Source organism: Halalkalibacter okhensis, from assembly GCF_000787375.1.
Lineage (GTDB): Bacteria > Bacillota > Bacilli > Bacillales > Bacillaceae_D > Halalkalibacter > Halalkalibacter okhensis.
Map to the genome: position 1 here is coordinate 18,393 of NZ_JRJU01000010.1, position 19,578 is coordinate 37,970.

General features: G+C 37.7%; 21 protein-coding genes and 1 pseudogene. 6 read left to right on the forward strand and 16 right to left on the reverse strand.

Features of this window, described 5'->3' with window-relative positions:
- Positions 1-16: 16 nt before the first annotated feature.
- Positions 17-235 (reverse strand): hypothetical protein, encoded by a 219-nt coding sequence (locus tag LQ50_RS09110; RefSeq protein ID WP_034628404.1) that lies wholly within the window; start codon positions 233-235, stop codon positions 17-19.
- Positions 236-246: 11 nt separating this feature from the next.
- A complete protein-coding gene (locus tag LQ50_RS09115; protein WP_034628406.1) occupies positions 247-1,374 on the reverse strand; it encodes a conserved virulence factor C family protein in 1,128 nt (375 codons plus the stop codon).
- Positions 1,375-1,549: 175 nt separating this feature from the next.
- Here LQ50_RS09115 and LQ50_RS09120 point away from each other — a divergent pair, with 175 nt between their 5' ends.
- Positions 1,550-2,272 carry a metallophosphoesterase family protein gene (locus LQ50_RS09120; protein WP_034628408.1) on the forward strand — a complete coding sequence of 241 codons (723 nt, stop codon included), beginning with the start codon at positions 1,550-1,552 and terminating at the stop codon, positions 2,270-2,272.
- 11 nt (positions 2,273-2,283) lie between these two features.
- Here LQ50_RS09120 and LQ50_RS09125 read toward each other — a convergent pair whose 3' ends face one another.
- The 9 genes from LQ50_RS09125 to ilvA form a co-directional block, all read right to left on the reverse strand.
- A complete protein-coding gene (locus LQ50_RS09125; protein WP_034628411.1) occupies positions 2,284-2,706 on the reverse strand; it encodes a TlpA disulfide reductase family protein in 423 nt (140 codons plus the stop codon).
- A 280-nt stretch (positions 2,707-2,986) separates the two neighbouring features.
- On the reverse strand, positions 2,987-3,424 hold the full coding sequence (locus LQ50_RS09130) for a BrxA/BrxB family bacilliredoxin (RefSeq protein ID WP_034628413.1): 438 nt from the start codon (positions 3,422-3,424) through the stop codon (positions 2,987-2,989).
- Between the two features lie 5 nt (positions 3,425-3,429).
- Positions 3,430-3,783: a thioredoxin family protein gene (locus LQ50_RS09135; RefSeq protein WP_052144670.1), complete on the reverse strand. Its 354-nt coding sequence runs from the start codon at positions 3,781-3,783 to the stop codon at positions 3,430-3,432.
- A gap of 170 nt (positions 3,784-3,953) precedes the next feature.
- Entirely contained in the window at positions 3,954-4,214 is a 261-nt protein-coding gene (locus LQ50_RS09140) for a DUF2524 family protein (protein WP_034628415.1), read from the reverse strand.
- 50 nt (positions 4,215-4,264) lie between these two features.
- Positions 4,265-5,188, reverse strand: a complete 924-nt coding sequence (rnz, locus tag LQ50_RS09145) for a ribonuclease Z (protein WP_034628417.1) — start codon at positions 5,186-5,188, stop codon at positions 4,265-4,267.
- A gap of 22 nt (positions 5,189-5,210) precedes the next feature.
- Positions 5,211-5,732, reverse strand: a complete 522-nt coding sequence (locus LQ50_RS09150; protein ID WP_034628419.1) for a type 1 glutamine amidotransferase domain-containing protein — start codon at positions 5,730-5,732, stop codon at positions 5,211-5,213.
- A gap of 179 nt (positions 5,733-5,911) precedes the next feature.
- Positions 5,912-6,544 carry a YitT family protein gene (locus tag LQ50_RS09155; protein WP_052144671.1) on the reverse strand — a complete coding sequence of 211 codons (633 nt, stop codon included), beginning with the start codon at positions 6,542-6,544 and terminating at the stop codon, positions 5,912-5,914.
- A 271-nt stretch (positions 6,545-6,815) separates the two neighbouring features.
- Positions 6,816-7,721, reverse strand: coding sequence for a chemotaxis protein (locus LQ50_RS09160; RefSeq protein WP_034628625.1), 906 nt, complete (start codon positions 7,719-7,721; stop codon positions 6,816-6,818).
- A 26-nt stretch (positions 7,722-7,747) separates the two neighbouring features.
- Positions 7,748-8,995, reverse strand: a complete 1,248-nt coding sequence (gene ilvA / locus LQ50_RS09165; protein ID WP_084138696.1) for a threonine ammonia-lyase IlvA — start codon at positions 8,993-8,995, stop codon at positions 7,748-7,750.
- A gap of 251 nt (positions 8,996-9,246) precedes the next feature.
- On the opposite strand from ilvA, the gene LQ50_RS09170 reads away from it, so the two are divergent.
- Positions 9,247-9,447 (forward strand): hypothetical protein, encoded by a 201-nt coding sequence (locus LQ50_RS09170; RefSeq protein ID WP_034628423.1) that lies wholly within the window; start codon positions 9,247-9,249, stop codon positions 9,445-9,447.
- 69 nt (positions 9,448-9,516) lie between these two features.
- Positions 9,517-10,134, forward strand: a complete 618-nt coding sequence (locus tag LQ50_RS09175; protein WP_034628425.1) for a trimeric intracellular cation channel family protein — start codon at positions 9,517-9,519, stop codon at positions 10,132-10,134.
- A gap of 60 nt (positions 10,135-10,194) precedes the next feature.
- Here the strand turns inward: LQ50_RS09175 and LQ50_RS09180 are convergent, their stop codons facing one another.
- The 3 genes from LQ50_RS09180 to LQ50_RS25980 form a co-directional block, all read right to left on the reverse strand.
- A complete protein-coding gene (locus LQ50_RS09180) occupies positions 10,195-10,569 on the reverse strand; it encodes a YppE family protein (protein WP_034628427.1) in 375 nt (124 codons plus the stop codon).
- Between the two features lie 122 nt (positions 10,570-10,691).
- Positions 10,692-10,931, reverse strand: coding sequence for a hypothetical protein (locus tag LQ50_RS25975; RefSeq protein ID WP_052144672.1), 240 nt, complete (start codon positions 10,929-10,931; stop codon positions 10,692-10,694).
- Complete coding sequence (locus tag LQ50_RS25980) at positions 10,903-11,238, reverse strand: MerR family transcriptional regulator (protein WP_052144673.1); 336 nt, start codon at positions 11,236-11,238, stop codon at positions 10,903-10,905. The genes LQ50_RS25975 and LQ50_RS25980 overlap by 29 nt, the downstream gene beginning before the upstream one ends.
- A 227-nt stretch (positions 11,239-11,465) precedes the next feature.
- On the opposite strand from LQ50_RS25980, the gene LQ50_RS25745 reads away from it, so the two are divergent.
- Positions 11,466-11,585 (forward strand): spore protein, encoded by a 120-nt coding sequence (locus LQ50_RS25745; protein ID WP_202595369.1) that lies wholly within the window; start codon positions 11,466-11,468, stop codon positions 11,583-11,585.
- Positions 11,586-11,648: 63 nt separating this feature from the next.
- On the opposite strand, the gene LQ50_RS09190 is transcribed toward LQ50_RS25745, so the two are convergent.
- Positions 11,649-12,590, reverse strand: a complete 942-nt coding sequence (locus LQ50_RS09190) for a DUF2515 family protein (RefSeq protein ID WP_034628429.1) — start codon at positions 12,588-12,590, stop codon at positions 11,649-11,651.
- Between the two features lie 153 nt (positions 12,591-12,743).
- Between LQ50_RS09190 and recU the strand changes: the two are divergent.
- Together recU and LQ50_RS09200 are read left to right on the forward strand one after the other, a co-directional pair.
- Positions 12,744-13,353, forward strand: a pseudogene (recU, locus tag LQ50_RS09195) (Holliday junction resolvase RecU).
- 26 nt (positions 13,354-13,379) lie between these two features.
- Entirely contained in the window at positions 13,380-15,956 is a 2,577-nt protein-coding gene (locus LQ50_RS09200; RefSeq protein ID WP_034628430.1) for a PBP1A family penicillin-binding protein, read from the forward strand.
- 39 nt (positions 15,957-15,995) lie between these two features.
- On the opposite strand, the gene LQ50_RS09205 is transcribed toward LQ50_RS09200, so the two are convergent.
- Complete coding sequence (locus LQ50_RS09205; RefSeq protein WP_034628433.1) at positions 15,996-19,577, reverse strand: dynamin family protein; 3,582 nt, start codon at positions 19,575-19,577, stop codon at positions 15,996-15,998.
- Position 19,578 lies beyond the last annotated feature (1 nt).

Consider the following 19,578-nt stretch of genomic DNA (forward strand, 5'->3'; position numbering starts at 1 on the left):
CTACTGTCAAAATAATCTACGAGCCCTCTTCCTCATCTGTTACATATATTATTTGGACACCTAGATCTTTCAATATACGTAATAAGGCACTGTTAAGCTCTTTGTCATAAACTAGGCCAATGGATTCAACAAGTTCTAATTCCTCAAGATGACCTGCTTGTGCATCTTCAATTAATTCCACCATGTCATCCATCTCTTTGCTTTTTAGCTCATTTAATACTTCTTCTAATGACAATATAATCCCCCCTAATCGTTGTTTTTCCGAGATTCGGTCATTTGCTTCCACACAGACCCTTTCGCTTCTTCTCCACCTTCAATTCTTGCAAGTGCCATTTTCGCTTGTAAAGCCACTTCAAATTCAGGATCTGCTGAGGCTTCTCTTAGCGCTTCAATTGCCCGTTCATCACCAATCTCATATAGGAACATTGCAGCACGCCAACGTACCAATTTATTTTTATCTGCTAATGCGTCAATCATAGCTGGTGTTGCCTCTTCCATCCCTAAGTCTGACAAACAGTCCCCTGCAGTTCGACGCACTGTAACAGATGAATCCTTTAATGCTTCATATAAATAAGGCAACACTTCCTTTGTTTCAATCATTCCAAGATAAACAGTTGCTAAACGTCTAATTGACGCCTTTTCATCTTGTAATGCTTTTGCTAGTACAGGAATATCCTTTTCCTTTGGATTCATCCGTTCAAGTAATGCATAGCGATCACGCCAATCTTCTTGATCAAGCATATCTAAAGAGACCTCGATAAATCGTTCGCGCTGAGCTGCTTGAATATCCTCTTTCCCATTTGCCATTGCAACGAGCCCATTTAGCCTCTCTTGGGAATAAGCAGCTGATAATTCATCAGCAACCTCTTTGGCAATATCATCTAGCTCACCGTAACGTACACCTTTTTCAACCCATTTCCGCTCCATTACCACATTGTCGTCTTCTTTTTGAGCATTGGCAATTGCAAGAGCAAAGCGTTCTGGTAACCCCTCACGTTTTTCCTGTTGCCCATCTGTTAATTTAATTTGCATTGGGATCCCTTTAAATGTTTGGACAAATACATTTACTTCTCCAAAATGATCATTCACTTCATTTTCCTCTGCTTGTGATTCGACATCTTCTCCAAATACAGCACGAACATGAGGAAGGATATTTTTCCAATCTACTTTTGGATGTCTATCAATTGCAATAAAATCTGCAACATGGTATACACCTTTCACTCCATCGATGCTAAACAATGATTGTATGTATGCTGGAGCTTCGTTTTTATTTTTCTCCGTATAGCTATTTCTAGCACTTTCACCAAGACTCTCGCTTAACGTTAATTTCATCGTATTAGGACTTGGTGTTGGTTCAATTGATGTTATTTTCATAAAAATTACCTCCAAAGCTTATTATCTCTCCACTCTTTGATCTTATCATAGCACCAATTTTCGTGCCAATCAGATGATTCTTCTCTAAGATTTAACTAGTATGTAAAAAAAATGATTAGAACCATGAAAAATATAGCTAGTCTGTTATAATAGAACAAAAGGGAGGGTTTTTTCAATGAGAATAGCTTTTTTATCTGATATTCATGGGAATGCTACTGCTTTAGAAGCAGTGTTACGTGATGTACAATCTCAACGTGTCGATAAGATTTGTTTCCTTGGTGATTTATGTTTTCGCGGTCCTGAACCGAAGCGTGTCTTAGATATAGTTCGTAGCCTCGATGCGCACGTCATCAAAGGGAATGCTGATGAATGGCTTGTTCGAGGAATTCAAGAAGGAGAAGTCCCTGAAAGCGCTCTTACTATCATGCAACAAGAACGAGATTGGACACTACAACGACTTAGCGAAGAAGACCTTACATATTTAAAGGATCTTCCAACTGAGTTGGTATTAGAAGATGGATTAGACTCCATTGTTCATGCGTTTCACGCAACACCTAACAGCTTATTTGACGTTATATTACCTGATCAAACTTCAGAAATTGAAAATACACTCATGCAACGAGACGACGCAGACCTTTATGTATATGGACATATTCACCATCCATACATCCGTTCACTTCACGGAAAGAATGTCGTAAATACCGGAAGTGTCGGTATGCCATTTGACGGACACCCACTTGCTTCTTATTTAGTAGCTGAAATTGAAGAAGGTCGTCATCGCCTTCATTTAAATCGTGTTCCATATAACCGAGAACATGTCGTTGAAATTTATAAGCAAGGTGGATATCCGAACATTGAAACAATGGGACGAGTTATATTTTACGGTGTGAGACCGTAATTACGTTGCTTCTAACTTTCGAGTAAAGAAGCAACACCTTTCATAATATCCATTATGGTTGCCTTATCATGATAAATGAAGGCAACCTCTTTTTTTTCGTTTAAAAGAACCGTCGTAGGCACCCCCATACACTGATACAGATCATACACTTTTGTTCCATTGTCTTTTAATACTGGAAACGTATAGCCATTTTTCTCTATAAATGCGTTTAGATCTACTTCTGGGTCTCGTCCCGTAACATGAATCATAATCATTTCAATTTGATCGGTTTCCATTGATTGATAAAGCGTCTGCTTTGCTTGCAAGTCTCTTTGCGAATCTGGACACCATGATGTCCAAAATGAAATCATCGTTACTTTTTTATCGGCTTTTTGAAAAGACCATTCGTTCTCTTCCCTAACCATAGGTAAAGCAAATTTAGGTGCTTGTTTCATCTCTCATCATCCTTCTCATAAAAATAGTGAATTAAAGAGGGCACTAAAAAGGGAGATTTTAAGGCCACTGAAAAAGGTGTAACTTTCACCTCTTTCAGTGGCCTTAAGCAATAAGCGGAACCGTTAACTTTGATTGAGTGGGTTTCTCGTAGCTGGCGCGCAACGTGTGGAGCCATTGCTGCTTCCACGAATCTTTCTAAAAGGACTCATTCATCGCTTTCGAGATTCCCCTTTTTTAGTGCCTAGATTTCAAGCTTAGTTTAAGTTAACCTTCCGCCATTTATTTACTACAATGCTCATTGTAAGCAAGAGCTAAATTACGAATAATATCTTCAGGAGCCGCCCCCTCAATTTGCTCACGTGGAATAAAGTGAACAACTTCTTTCCCTTTTAAAATGGCCATTGATGGCGAAGAAGGTGGGATGTCCCCAAAATATGAACGCATTTTCGCAGTTGCCTCTTTATCTTGTCCGGCAAATACTGTTACAAGATGCTCAGGTGTATGGTCGTGCTGAAGAGAAGTTACAGCAGATGGACGTGCTAATCCAGCAGCACAGCCACATACAGAGTTAATAACTACTAAAGTAGTCCCTTCTGCTTGCTCCATATATTGATCTACTTCCTCAGCTGTTTTTAATTCCTTAAACCCATTTTCTGTTAACTCCGCTCTCATTGGTAAAACTACTTGACGCATGTATTCTTCATAAGCCATTGACATTTGTTTTATCCCCTTTCAGTCTGTTCATTTTCCAGTAAAGACCACGCGGCCGCATAAGGCTTCAAAATGTTATGGATGTACCCTATTGAGTGGAATGCATAGATTCGCTCTACACCAAGTCCCTTTTGAAACAAAAGTAAACATGGTACACTTTGAATTTTCCACTTTTGTGCAAATACAGGAGAATGGTTAATATTTAAAGAAAAAATAGGCAATGACTCAAATGTTGAATCCACAACTGCTACCATTTTTTCTGCTAACTTACACGTCCCACACAACGGTGTATAAACAAAAACAACCGTTAATGGTTCGCGATCAGAAAGCATCTTCTCCAAGGTGCTATTTGAAATATCCTCCATTTCATACCCTCATTTCTTCATTCTCTATTTTAGCAGAAAAAGAACAAATATGCATAGAAAGCAACAGAAAAAGGACGAGTTTACCCATATTGCCCCTGCATAGATATCCTTTTAATACAAGAAAGGAGTTGTCGTAATACGACAACTCCAAAGAATATTGACTTTTTTACTTAGCGTTTTAGTATGAAATGATTTTGTAGTTGATTCACTTGAATCTGCGTACGGTACAATTGATCGCGTTGCTCCGGAGTCGCTGCATGCATAAGAGTTCCAAGCTCATCATTTAATTCTTGTAAATTCCTTTGTGCTTGTATGTACTCTCCGTAGTCTCCTTCTTGTACACGTTGTGAATCGTCAAAAGTCTTCTGTGCTTCTTCAAGTGTTGTTTCAGCCTTTTCAAGAAAATGTTCGAGATGAGTGCGCTCTGCCATGATCATTCCTCCTATAGTGAGTGATTATGATCTTATTTTGCACAACTATATCAAACGTTATTCATTAACCTATAGACCATCAAATCATATGCCACTATTGTCTCTGCCATTACAGAGCGAGCCTCTTCTTCTAACTCATCTTCCTCCCCGGCATATCTTGAACTAATGTGAGTTAAAATTAACTGATCAACTTTCGCTCTTTTAGCAAGGGATGCCACGTCTGTAATGGTGGAATGCCCAAATTGTTCAGCATGGCTTTTTTTCTCTTCACGAAATGTCCCTTCGTGGATCAATAAATTAGCTGAATCAGCAAAAGAAACCATTTGCTCTAGTGGACGTGTATCACCAGCGATTACAACCGTTCTTCCTTTTTTATTCTCATGGATAAACTCGGCGCCATTAATTGTACGACCATCTGGAAGTTCAACTGTTTCTCCCTGCTTTATTCGTTGATAAATCGGTCCAGGCTCTATTCCCAATTCTCGTAATAATTCAACTTTAAGTGATCCTTGTTGGTCTGCTTCTGTCAATTTAAAGGCATAACTAGGCATGACATGATCTAAACCCATTGCCTCTACCTTGATAGAACAGTCCTCATAGATTATCCCCTCATGAATCGTAATAATGTGGATATCATACGAAAGAAAGGATTTAGAGATGGTTAACGCCGTTTGTACAAATGCTTCAACACCTTCTGGCCCATAAATGGTTAACGGGGTTTTGGCACCTTGTGCCGATCTTGAACATAGCAAGCCAGGCAGGCCAAACAAGTGATCACCATGTAGATGACTTATGAAGATTCGATCGATTTTTGATAGCGTAATTGGACTCTGCAAGATCTGATGTTGTGTAGCCTCGCCACAATCAAAGAGCCATTGTGTACTTTTCTTTTGCAAAAAACGTACAACTAAGCCACTCACATTTCGACTTGTCGAAGGAACACCTGAACCTGTTCCTAAAAAATGAAACTCCATATTCCTCACCTATTCTTTTCCATTACTTAGCTAATGCATCAGCAAATGCTTTTGCATAAGGAGGCAAATCTGGCGGTCTTCGGCTAGAAATAATATGGCCATCTACAACAACCGCTTCATCAAACCACTCTGCTCCCGCATTTTCCATATCATCGCGAATACCAGGCGTGCTAGTTACTTTTCTTCCATTCAATATTTTGGCCGAAATTAAAACCCAACCCGCATGACAAATTTGGCCTATCGGCTTCTCATCTCGGTCCATTTCTCTAACGAAGGATAGCACTTCTGGATAACGACGTAATTTATCAGGTGCCCACCCACCCGGTACAAGGATCCCATCATACTCTTTAGATGTGACATCTTGATAGCTAAAATCAGAAGTAGCTGGTACTCCATACTTTCCTATGTAAGTCTTCCTCTTTTCATTCCCAACAAAATGTACAGTGGCCCCTTCTTCGCGCAATCTCATAACAGGATACCAGAGTTCTAAATCTTCAAATTCCTCATCTACTATAGCCATTACTTTTTTACCTTCTAATCTCACAACTACCACTCCTTTTCATCTTGTAATTGTAAGTATAGCATGTCTAATTGAACAGCAAAAATGATTAAAATAATTTCATTAAACATAGTTGCACAAGAAAGGAGGTGCAAAAGGTATTATTGACCTTTTGGTACCTCCTTTGCTCAAGGTTTTAAGATAGTTCCACTTACACCTAATCTTTATGACTCAGACATTGTCTGTGACTGAGCTTTTTCATACACTGGTTGCTCCGTTGGAACTTTAATCGGTGATTTCTTGTAACGCCCTATAATCACACTTGCTACAAAGATCACAAGGACAGATAGGAAAGCATTACCCCATCCAACTAAAAGACCTGCAAACACAATAATGGATAGATCACAAATGAAAATGGAAAACCCTCGATTAATGTTCCATTTTTGATCTAAGTATAGTGCTAAAATGTGAATTCCACCGAGTGATGATCCATTATTTAAAACTAATGTAACTCCAAACCCTATACACAACCCAGCTAATATCGTTGCAAGCCACATTGGTACCGAAAAGAAAGGCAATAAATCCAATCCGTCACGAACAATAGAGATTCCAATAATCGACATAAAACTGGAAATGGTAAACCATTTGCCTAACTTTTTTAATGACATCCAGAAAAATGGTAAGTTCACTAAGAAAAACAGCACACCCCACGACCAAGGGCTTATGTATGTTAATACTGTCGCAAGTCCTGCTGTTCCTCCAAAAGTAAGCTCATGCAAAGCTAAAAACTTTAACCCGATCGAAGTAAGAAATAATCCAATTATTACCAATGAAACCATTTTAAGTCGTTCTAACATTGCACCTCACCTCTCTTTCTCTACTAACTACCTTACGAGAAAAAGATAGATTGGTCAATGTATATACATGAATTTTTATTCATCAGAATTATCAGATAACTAGATTTTACTAACACTTTGTTAAATTAACTAACAATAATTATGCATTTTTTATTCATGTTTACATATAAAAAAACGAGAACACTCATAGATTTATTGAAAGATTATACATTTTGTTCATTGTGACCAACAAAACATATAAAGGTATAAATCTATCGTTCTCGTTTATTTTTTATAAAATTAATTGATCAATCATTTCAATTAGTTTTATAATTTCTGGCTTGCTAACTTGACCATCTGCTCCTACACCCTTCCCTTTATGGTAAAGGTCTCTTGTAATTAATGAAGAGAAGATCACAACAGGGATATTTTTTAACGTTTCATCTCCCTTTATTTGCTTTGTCAAATGGTGCCCATCCATTTGTGGCATTTCCACATCCGTTATAACAAGCTGGACTTCCTTTAAGACGTCTTGATCTTCATCCTTTAAAAATTGTAAATATTCCCAGGCACCTCTGCCGTGCTCAAAAAATGTGATTTGATCATAACCCGCTTCAGCAAGCGTATCATGAAGTAGCTTTCGTAACATCGCTGAATCTTCAGCTACAACGATCTTCTTGTCACTTCTTGTACGTTTTCCAAGTGCTTTTACTTGCTCGACATTCATTCCTTTTTCAGGATTAATCTCAACTACAATTTTTTCGAAATCAAGTAATAAAATCATTTGATCGTCCATTTTGACAATACCAGTAGTTGCATTTTCTAAACCTTGTGAAAGCTCAGCAGGTTTTTCAATTTGTTCCCAAGAAATACGATGAATTCTTGATACATTCTGCACACGAAAAGCCACTTTAATTTGATTTAATTCTGAGATAATCATTTTGTCTTGACTTGGATTTTGGGACTGTCCAAGACCTAAAACGGTTGACAAATTCACGACTGTTATCACTTCATCCCTTAAGCGGATAATTCCTTCAATATGCGGGTGACTATTTGGCATTGGTGTGACAGGTGGTGCTTGGATAATTTCCCTTACTTTCATTACATTAATGCCAAACGTCCCTGCCCCAACCCCAAAAGCAATCACTTCTAGCTCGTTCGTTCCACTTTCGAGTAATATTCCTTTTTGTTGTTCAATCACTGATGACCCTCCTTTTGCTTGCCTCAAATAAGTAAATGAAATAAGCTTTCATCTTTATTAATTTCTTGATAATCAAACCCTTTTTTCATAAGACGGTCAATGAGGCCCGGATAGTCATCACGGCATTTTAGTTCGATTCCAAGTAGAACCGGTCCGTTTGATTTGTTGTTTTTCTTTGTATATTCAAAACGTGTAATATCATCATCTGGCCCGAGCACATCTTGAATAAATTCTCTTAGCGCTCCAGCACGCTGAGGAAATTGAACAATAAAGTAATATTGAAGCCCTTCATAAATTAAAGATCGCTCTCTCATTTCCTGCATTCTTCCAATATCATTATTTCCACCACTAACTACACATACAACCGTTTTCCCTTTAATTTCTTCTTTATAAAAATCAAGAGCGGTAATAGACATAGCTCCGGCTGGTTCTGCAACAATTGCATTTTGATTATACAGTTCCAGAATCGTTGTACAAATTTTCCCTTCAGGAACTAACACAATATCATCTAAGACACTCTGACAAATTTCAAATGGAATTTGTCCGACTTTCTTCACGGCAGCGCCATCTACAAACTTATCAATTTTTTCGAGCTCAATTACTTGCCCCTTCTTAAGGGATTCTTTCATCGCGGGAGCACCAGCTGGCTCACAACCAATTATTTTTGTATGGGGACTTATGCTTTTTATATAGGTCCCAACTCCACTTATTAAACCGCCGCCACCAATTGAGGAGAATAAATAGTCGATATTTTCGTCGATATCGTTCATTATTTCCATTCCAACTGTTCCTTGTCCTGCAACAATCTTTTCTTGATCAAAAGGGTGAATAAAAGCCATTTCATTGTCAGTACAATATGCCATTGCTTCATTAAACGAATCATCAAATGTATCACCTGATAACACAACATCCACATATTCTTTACCAAAAAATTTCACTTGATCTACTTTTTGGCGCGGTGTCGTTGAAGGCATAAAGATTCTCCCTTTAATTTTTAGCGTTCGACATGAATAAGCAACACCTTGAGCATGGTTACCGGCACTCGCACAAACGACCCCATTATTTAACTCTTCCCTTGATAGACTGGAGATTTGATGAAATGCACCTCTAATTTTAAAAGACCTAACAACTTGTAAGTCTTCTCGCTTTAAATAAACGTTACATTGATAACGCTCTGATAATACTTCATTTCTTTGTAAAGGTGTATGTGTCACTACATCTTTTAAACGTTGATTTGCAATGATAATATCCTCAATATGTACGGTTCCCATAATCGTAATCCTTTCAATTAAAAACTATCTGACATTTTACAATACGTTTATCTTATCACACCGTCATTCATTGCGTAACCCCTCTCTATACAAAGCTATAAAAGAACAAATGAAGCCGTTTCCGCTTAATTCTTTTTTGATGATTGATTATTTAATAATTCGTATCTATAATAAAGAAGATACATTGAAATTTATAACAAATACATATGTCATTTAAAAACATGGTTTGTTTTATTCAAGGAGGGTTGACCATGAAAAAAAAGATTTCATTAGTTACAGCCGTATTATTTGTGTTATTTCTTTTACCAGCACAAGTTCTTGGTGCAGGCGGTGGTGGAGCTGAAGAAGCTGCAAGTAGCGAACCATCCGGTATGCTTGTACTAGCTCTAACAATTATGTCAATATTAACACTTATTACTATGATTTTCTTTTCATTTCGTGATAATGGATAATGACACAGAACGTGGACATGATGTCCACGTTTTTTCATGTGTATAATACTAACTTGGAGTTGACTTAATATGTGGGAAGTATTAACTATCATTGGAACAATTGCTTTTGCGCTAAGTGGAGCCATCGTTGCCATGGAAGAAAAATATGATTTAATGGGTGTGTATATTTTAGGTCTTGTTACCGCTTTTGGTGGAGGAGCTGTAAGGAATCTCCTTATTGGCGTACCGGTTTCTGCACTTTGGGAGCAAGGGGCATTATTCATTGTTGCAATTGTTGTCATGACCATTGCCTTCTTGTGTCCTACTCTGCTGCTTCAAAAATGGATAAAATTTGGAATTCTTTTTGATGCGATTGGCCTCTCCGCTTTCGCTATTCAAGGTGCAATCTATGCAACAGAGATGGGGCATCCATTATCAGCGGTCATTGTCGCTGCTGCATTAACCGGCACAGGTGGCGGTATGATTCGAGACGTTCTTGCCGGAAGAAAACCGCTATTTTTGCAACAAGAAATATATATTGTTTGGACGATGGTTGCCGGTGCATTGATTGGTCTTCATGTTGTTACTACATCGGTTGGCTATACGATCTTATTTATTACTGTGATTATTCTAAGAATGTTATCGGTTCATTACAAATGGCAGCTACCAAAACGAGAGTTAAAAAGCTCCTACGATACAAGTCTTTAAAAAGTTCCTTTAAGTATAAGAATGACACACCTTCCTTTTGGAGATGTGTCATTTTTTATGTTAGCTTTTTAATGCTTCGCTCAATTGTTGTAGAACATACTCGACGGATTTATATGTTTCCATTTGGCGTTTTCTACCGGTTCCTTTATAAAATGTCTTAATAGCAACAATTTCAAGGTTTTCTTCAGTTTGTTGTAATTGACTTGGATGTAAATGCAAGGGCTTCTCCTGTTGCACAAATTGTTTAGCTAACGGTAACCATTCACTCCTTATTTGATCTATTTTTTCAGCAAAAGGTTTTACAGCCCCGTAAAAGTCTGGTTTATAATTTTCATCTACTTTCACTATATCAACATACATTTTCTCTGCTTCTTTATTTAAATGTCGTAACTCATCAGTTAACGTCATTAATTTGGAACGGTTTACCTCATTCATTACAGCACCTCCGCTCCCATCTTAGCAGAAAATCAATTTTTATTAAAAGAAAGTCTATTCGAGTCTGCCGGAAGAGGTGAAATTCGCACCTTTTTTCAGCGGCCTCTCTATTTGTTTCCTTATTATAAAGAAAACAACTGCATGAAAGATCGCCATTTTTTCGGCTTGACATTTCCTCCAACAACTAGCGGTAATTCATTATTATCTGATCCAGTTCGTACCGGCTGATGAACTTTGTTTTCCATATCACTTAGACGTTCCTCTAAATTTTTAATCATTTTCATCATCTCCTCTAATTCGGTACGATGCTTTAACAGCTGATAGCTAACAACATCATCTGCTTTTTGAGAGATTTTTTTCATCTAATTGATTTACCCTGCTCATCACGGCTTCTAGCTTCTCTTCATAAATAGAGGTTTCTACAAACTGTTGTTTTACGTCCAATGGCTTGACATTTGTATCTTCGATCTGAATATCTTTCATGCGTTTTCCTTCCTTAAGCTGGTCTTGTACGTTTCGCATAATGGCCACATGTTCATTAGTAAATAAATAATGCCCATGCTCATTTGTCTCACAAACTAAACCAAAATATTTCGCCCACCGTTGTACCGTTGTTGGATTCACACCTAGCTGCTCAGATACCTCTTTTGTTTTCATAGTCATTTCCATCAGACGTACCTCCCTATTTTTAATCTTGTACAACGAATTCTCTTCTAGAAAAGAAATCCCTTCACCCTTGACAAAACTAGAACTGATTCGTCAAAGAAAGTGGGAATATTCCTTTTTAAAATTAATCCCATTCAGATTTTGACAAAACTTGTTATTTTTTGTTCTCCCTCATCATGAATGTAGTAAGTTGTAGACTCGCATACTAATAATGAAAGGAGGCGTGCACATTGAATAAAGAACGCAAACGAAACAATGAAATGAACACTGCCGACAAAACAAAAGAACAAAGAAAACAAGGATACACAGGTGATAAAAAATTAGGCGGGCCAAACCGTCCGGCAGAATAATCGTTAATAAAGGGTACTGAAGAAGTCCATTCACCTTTTTCAGTACCCTCGATCTATTTATAATTAAAGATAACTTTTCGCCTTGTGCAAAAAATAGATTTCCACCCACTTACTTTGCAACCACTTCGTTCGATCTACAGGTTTAATGGTTTTAAGCTTTGAATAATAACACTCCGTTTTAGTAACCGATTTTGACCAATCCATTTTCCCTTTCCAATGATGAGAGACTAATGGATATGCTTCTCTTAGTTTTGGGGAAGAGTTGCCAGTGGACCACAATAAGTATTGTTCATAATCTTTTCTTGAGCCTGTAGGTACGGTATGCAAACAAAATTGATAGATAAAAGCATGGATATTAGGATGAAACAAAAGGGATTGTAACTGTCTGCCTAGCCATATTCTAGCGTCAACTTTTTTGAAGTTACGGACATATAGCCCATATATTTTCCCCTCCATTGTTGGAAAGATAACATAACTCATATGTGCATGCTCTTCTAAGAAATATAGCAAAGTTGAGAAAACGTTCTTTCGATATAAAGGGTGTTTCATAACTGGTTTTTCAATCGTAAATTGTTCATTGATAATTAATGAGGTACAAAGTCTCTCTTCATCTCCGTACTCCCAAAATCTCTTCCACTCCTTTTGCATAAATTCCGATACTTGCAATTGAGTAAGTAATGAATAATCGGCTTTCTTTTTATTCTTACAAAATTCATACCAAAGCAGTTGTGGATACGCATCTGCAAAAATCGTCCAATTTGCTCGCTCAAATGTTTGAAATAACAAGTCACTAAACGGTTCTGTAATTAATTGTTGAAACCATTTACTCTTTAAATCCGTCATATTCCAGCCAGCATTTCTTGACACTAGGCTTGCTAGTAAAGCCCACTTAATTTCAGGGTTTTTCATATAAAATTTTTCATACATTACGGTACGTGAAATATTATCGATATTACCTCTTTCGGTTTTTTTCCATATTTCATCTATAATTTTTAATTGTTTCATCTTTTGATGTCTCCTCGTTAGTTTTACAAGAAAATTTATATCAGAAACTTGACTTAATATGGTAAGATTATGTGATGGAGTCTACTTATACTTTTTCTAGTTATCGGTGGATCCATTCATACAAATGATTTTGTTTTGAAAGGTTTGTGAAAAATGGCGATACGTTATCCTAATGGACGGCGTTTTAACGAGCAAAAGTACCCCTACAAAAAAAGTTCAAAAAAAAGAGTTGACGTATAGCAATCGTGGAATGACTTTAGAAGAGGATTTAAACGAAACAAACCAATATTATCTTGAGAAGTCGATGGCTGTTATTCACAAGAAACCGACACCCGTACAAATCGTCCAAGTGGATTATCCAAAGCGAAGTGCAGCAGTAATCAAAGAAGCCTATTTTAAACAAGCATCAACAACCGATTATAATGGCGTTTATAAGGGACATTATTTAGATTTTGAAGCAAAAGAAACGAAAAATAAAACCTCTTTTCCATTGCAAAATTTTCATGACCATCAGATTGAGCATATGAAACAAGTAAAGCAACAAAATGGGATTGCTTTTGTCATTTTGCGTTTTTCACTCACTGATGAAATTTTCTTACTTGACGCCGCCCATTTAATACAATTTTATGAACAAAAAGAAACATCTAGGAAGTCCATTCGAAAGATTGATATTGAAAAATTGGGGTTTTTGATTAAAATAGGATATCATCCACGTATTGATTACTTACAAGTAATTGACACAGTTTATTTACAGGATAAATGAACTAAAGAAAGAAAGGGAGAAAGACGATGTCGAATGAAACGAACAATACAAGACAAGGGCGTCGACAAGCCCGTGGAAAATCAAACAATAAGACAATGAAAAGTAAAAAAGGAATTTGGAAAAAGATATTTATTGCTCTGGTCGCGTTATCTGCTATAGCTGTCATTGCAGGTGGTATTACCGTTTTTGCAATGATTCAAGGCGCTCCACCACTTGACGAAGAGAAATTAATGTTGACACAAGGATCGCAGTTTTATGATCAAGATGACGTCTTTGTATCACAGTTAGAGACATCAGAACGCAGACAAAATGTCAGTATTCAAGATGTACCACAAGTAGTTGAGGATGCCTTTATAGCTGTTGAGGATATTCGATTTAGAGATCACTTTGGTATTGATATTAGAAGACTTTTCGGTGCAGTAAGAGCCAATATTACGGGTGGTTTTGGAGCTGAAGGTGCTAGTACAATTACACAACAGCTAGTGAAAAATTTATTTTTAAATGAGCAAAAACAATTAACTAGAAAAATTCAAGAGCAATATTTAGCAATAAAGTTAGAGCAACAATATTCAAAAGACCAAATTCTTGAAATGTATTTAAATCAAATTTATCTTGGTTCTGGTGTATATGGTGTTGAATTAGCATCACGTACGTACTTTAACAAATCTGTTGAAGACTTGTCGCTTGCTGATGCTGCATTACTTGCAGGGATCCCTCGTCGCCCAAGCTTCTACGATCCAACAAAAAATCCTGAAGCGGCTGAAAGTCGACGAAATCTAGTCCTTTCATTAATGGAGCAGCACGGCAAAATTACAAGTGAGGAAGCCAAAGAAGCTCAGGCCATCCCTCTAGCCGATCAATTAGTATTAACCGAACGTGAGTCTTATCCATATGAAGCCTTTTATAACCAAGTATTAGAAGAACTTGAAGCATTGGAAGGTATTACAATTAACGATATTTATAATGCTGGATTAAAAATTTATACCACTCTTGATGTAAGTGCACAGGAACACGTAGAAAATGTCCTTCAAACGGATGAATTTGTGAACGTGTACCCTGACAATGAAGATTTTACAGCTGCCGTTACCCTACTCGATACGAAAACTGGTCAAATTAAGGCACTTGGAAGTGGGCGTGAGGATACTGGGTATCAACGAGGCTATAACCTAGCAACAGATGACCGCAGACAGCCAGGATCAACGATTAAACCGATTCTAGATTATGGACCTGCAATTGAATATTTACAGTGGTCTACTGCCCACCGTATCGTCGATGAGGCACATTCTTATTCAAATGGAACACCGATTAATAACTTTGACCGTCAATTTCAAGGTCCTTTATCAATGCGGACAGCTTTAGCGCGTTCTAGGAACGTGACCGCTGTAAAAGCATTACAAGAAGTGGGCATAAGCCGCGCACAAACATTTGGCGAAGATTTAGGAATTCCGTTTGAATTGCCAGAAGGTCAAACAGAAATGGATGAAGCTTATGCTCTTGGAGGGTTTCATACTGGTGTTACAACAAAAGAACTTGCAGGAGCTTATGCTGCCTTTGGAAACAATGGTACGTACACTGAGCCCTATACCGTTCGTAAAGTTGAATTCCCAGATGGGCGTATTATTAATATGCAGCCAGAATCGAGTCAAGCGATGAGTGATTATACAGCCTATATGATTACAGATATGTTGAAAACCGCAGTCACAAACGGTACAGGTGGAGTAGCAAACATCCCTAATCTACCAATGGCCGGTAAAACAGGGACAACAAACTTCGCAAGTGAAACTCGTGAGTCGCGTGGCTATCCTGAAGGTGCTGCCCCAGATATTTGGTTCTCTGGTTATACAACCAATTATACAATTTCTGTTTGGACAGGTTTTGCTCGACAACCTGAGGATATAAGTAATAACTATTTCCCTAGTGGTTCAAATTCACGTCAGGCCGCACAGCAAATCTTCAAAGCTATTATGCAAAATATCTCAGCCGATATTGAAACAGAAGATTTCACGATGCCAAATTCTGTTGTACGTGTCGGAGTAGAACGCTCTACTGGATTACTGCCTAGTGAATTTACACCACAAAGTGAAATCATATATGAGCTATTTGTTCGTGGCAATGAACCAACTCGTGTTTCTGACGAATATAGACAACTTAATGCGCCAACAAACCTGATGGCAAGCTATGAAGAAGGTTCCGATCAAATTATTGTCACCTGGGATTATCCAGAAGAACATGCCGATAATGTCACATTTGAAATACAAGTCGCTATAGACGGCGGCAGCGCACAAACACTTGATCGCAAGAAAGAGATGCAATATATCTTCGGAGAACCTCAACCAGGATCTAGTTATGTCTTTAGCGTTATAGCTATATCAGATGAAGATAGTAGCTTGCGTAGTGATCCAGCTTCTGTTGAAGTGAAAATGGAAGAAGAGATTGAAGAAGAAGAAGAAATTGAAGAAGAAATTGAGGAAGATACTGAGGAAGAAGACGAGACAATCCCAGACCCTCTTGATGAACTCGAAGAAGATGAGCCGGAAGATGATGATGAACAAGCTGATGACGGCGATACAGCAACAAATGAAGAAGAAGCTGATAATGAATAACCAAGAAGCCCTGCACTTATGCAGGGCTTCTTTATTAAATTACGTGATCTCTTTTAATTGCTTGATCTCTTGTCTTAACGATTGAACATGTTTAGGGTCAGAAAGTGAATCGAATCGTTCTAACTCTCGTCTCAAAGCTTCAATCAGTGATTGTTTTGCTGAATGAACTAACTCCTCAAATTGACGTTGCAATTGCTCTGTAGTTTCTCGTTCTAACTCTCTTAACAATTCACTTGTTTTCTTCGCCCCCTCTTGCACAAGGTCCTCCTTCAGCTGTTTGGCCTTTCCTTGTTCAAAGAAAGCCTTTAATGATTGAAAATAGCTCCCATAGGACTCTACCTCAATTGGGATATACCTTTTTATAGTCCCCGGGCTTATGTCGACCTTTTCTACTTCATGAGACATTGAAAATGACTGAAACTCGGTACGTATAGAATGAATGGTCTCTTCAATCCATTCTTCTATTGCTTGATAAAGAGCTAATTCAATTCTCACAAACGTTGCCTGAAGTTCCTGTTTTATATAATGCTCGCCTTCGCTCCGCCATTCTTTTAATGACGAAATTAGCGCTTGTTGTTGTGCACGTTTACTATTTCCAACAACAGTTGAAACATTAATCGACTCTGCAAACTGATCACCTAATACATACCGAGCTCGATCACGTAAATATAGAAACAACTGACTTACTTCTTGTTTACTTATTTGTGCAGCAGTTAATGGCTGATAGGATTCAATCTTTTCATTCCACAAAGAGATTCTTTCTTCCAGCTGTTTTCTTCTCCGTGCTTTTGATGCTTCTTCCCCAGTTGCGTATTCGAGCCCTTTTTCTAAAATAGCCTCATATCTCTTCGATTCTTCTTTAACTAATTCATAACTTAACCGTTTTAATTCAGTGATCGTATTTTGATAAAAGGACTTCTCAAATGCGTCAAACAATTCACCTGCAGACTGACCATTCCGTTTTGCTGCTAATCCTTGCTTACTAGAGAGTGGATATAACCTTGGATTGTGTACTCCATTTTGTACAAGTTGATCGAATACATGTTTTTTCACACCGTTTAATTCATATGGACTACTTGCCAAGTCAGCCGCATTTAAAATGAAATAAAGCTTATCTGTTCTAAAACCTTCATTCACTTTTGCCATCTGCTGTAAAAATTGCTGATCAGCCTTTGAAAAGGCATGATTGTAATACGTTAAGTAAAAGATAGCATCTGAATCGCGCAATTGCTTAAAAGCAACATTCGTATGCCTGCCGTGGATTGAATTTACCCCAGGTGTATCCACGAGGACAATCCCTTTTTCTGTTAACGGACAATCAAAATACAATGTTACTTTTTCAATAAGACACGCATCATGTTCATTGGCAACAAATGGTTGCAACTTATCTAGAGTCACTTCAAACGAACTTCCTAACTCCCACTTTGCTTCTGCAATACTATTTTTTAAAGTGGTCAAATAGGACTGGTATGTTTTTTGCCAACTTGTTGTTACGTTTTTATCTTCTTTCCACATATGGATTGTATCTAGACGCACATGGCTATCTAGATGAGAAGCAACTGACTCTATTTCTCTCTTTAACTGTTCCTTTGATTTCACTTTCACCATTGCCGTTTTTGAAGCATGACCTTCTTCTGATCGTTTCACGACATTTACCGTTGCTGTCGTTGGATGTGGCGAAACTGGCAGTACCGTTTCGCCTAGTAAGGCATTTGCAAAGCTCGACTTGCCTGCACTAAATGCACCAAATAATGAAATAGTAAATGATTGATCTCGGTAGCGATTAAGTCTATTTGTCAAAATGGATCGCTCATAGTTCATCCGTTTTTCTTCTCGATAGTTGGAGAGAACAGATTCTACTTGTTTCGTCCACTTGCCCGCTTTTTCTTCATCAAACTCTATCTGTTCGTACGTTTGCTCTTGTTCCCAGTTTGTGTCTATCACTGTTTCCATCGGCAAAGTAATAGCATCAAAGGAAGAGACTTTAGGGAAATCTGGTATCGGTTTTTCCATCGTCTCGATAAGTACTTTCTCATAAGCACCAGCATCTTGATATTGATTTACTTTGTCTTTTTGAACATTTATGCACTCTGTAAACCGGTCCTTAATATTTGTTAGCTGCATTACAAAAGCGTCTAAATCATGCAATACCTCAAGCTCTCTCTCTAGTTCAATTCGTTCTTCATCCCAATGCTGTTGCATCCCTTTAGACATGAGGTCAAGAATGGATGCAGCTTTTTGGCGTAGCTGTTTAATGACGGCTGCTGTCCGTTCCTTTGTAAAAGTGTAGACATATTCTCTATTTTTAGGCCCAGCTTGAACGGCCTTTTGAAAAAAGGTTCGGTCAATGGTTGCATGTAAGTTTTTGAGCTCTTTTTCGACGCTTTCTCGATTCGATAACTTCGTAAAATCATACGATTGAAAAATTTGATGTAGATGAAACTCTAGTTGACTTTTTACTTTATCCTGGGTTTCTTCAATTAGATCTTTTAATCTTACCTCTTGTTCTTCTACTGTTTTCTTCTTTGAAAATAAAAACCCTACTTTAAAGCCTGGTTGAATACTTTCTAGCCAGTTACGAACTAATTCAGTCGTCGTATAAGGAAAAATCGTGACATCCTTAACAAGTTCCTGCCATTTTTTTTCAAAAGCTTCTTCAAATCGATTTTTAGCATGAAACGTTTCATCGTATTTCACAGCTATTTCATGTCTTCTTTCTAATTGCTCAACTGAATAACCTTCCTGATTCATCCGCTCTTTGACTTGGTCTAATTCATCTTCTTTTTCCTCTTCTAGTCGTTGAATGATACTGAGGTGAAAACCCTGTTGCAGACGCTGTTTCGCATAAGGAAGTAGCTTTTCACCATGAAATAATACCGCTTTCATATCTTGTTCAAATTGAGTGACTTGATTGAGTGAATGATGACGATCTTTCATACTCAAATAAGTTAGTTTAATCATATTTATGCCCCACGCTGTAAATGTGTCGCGTACAGACTTATCAAATGTGTCAAATGACAGCTCAGATTCATCATGCTTATCGATTTGGTTCACAATTAAATAGAGAGGTTTCTTTTCATCCGATAACTGTTTTAAAAACGTTAAATTCGTTTCTGATTGAACATGATTATAATCCATTACATATACAATAAAATCGGTTGTATATAACGCTTCTAATGTCACAGCCTGATGAGTTGGATCCGTTGAATCCACTCCGGGTGTATCATAAATCACACTGTGATCACCTAGAAACGGTAAAGGCGCTTGGATCGTTAATGATGAAATCTCTCCGCCATTCATCCCCCATTCTCTCACTCTTTGCCAAGGAATTTCCCCTGTCCATTGCTTTTTCTCGCCATTTAAAGAATGAACCGTAAGACCTAATTCGCCATTTTTTATCCCAATAATATTGGCACTCGTTGGAATCGGACTTGTTGGTAACATTTCTGCTCCAAGTAAATAATTTAAGATGGTTGACTTTCCTGCTGAAAAATGTCCACAAAACGATACTTGAAACATACCTTTTTCTTTTTTTTCTTGTACTAATTGTTGACGTTCACGTTCTTTCTCTGTCACGTCAATAATCTTAATAGGTGTCTCTAACCCTATTGCTTTACTCATC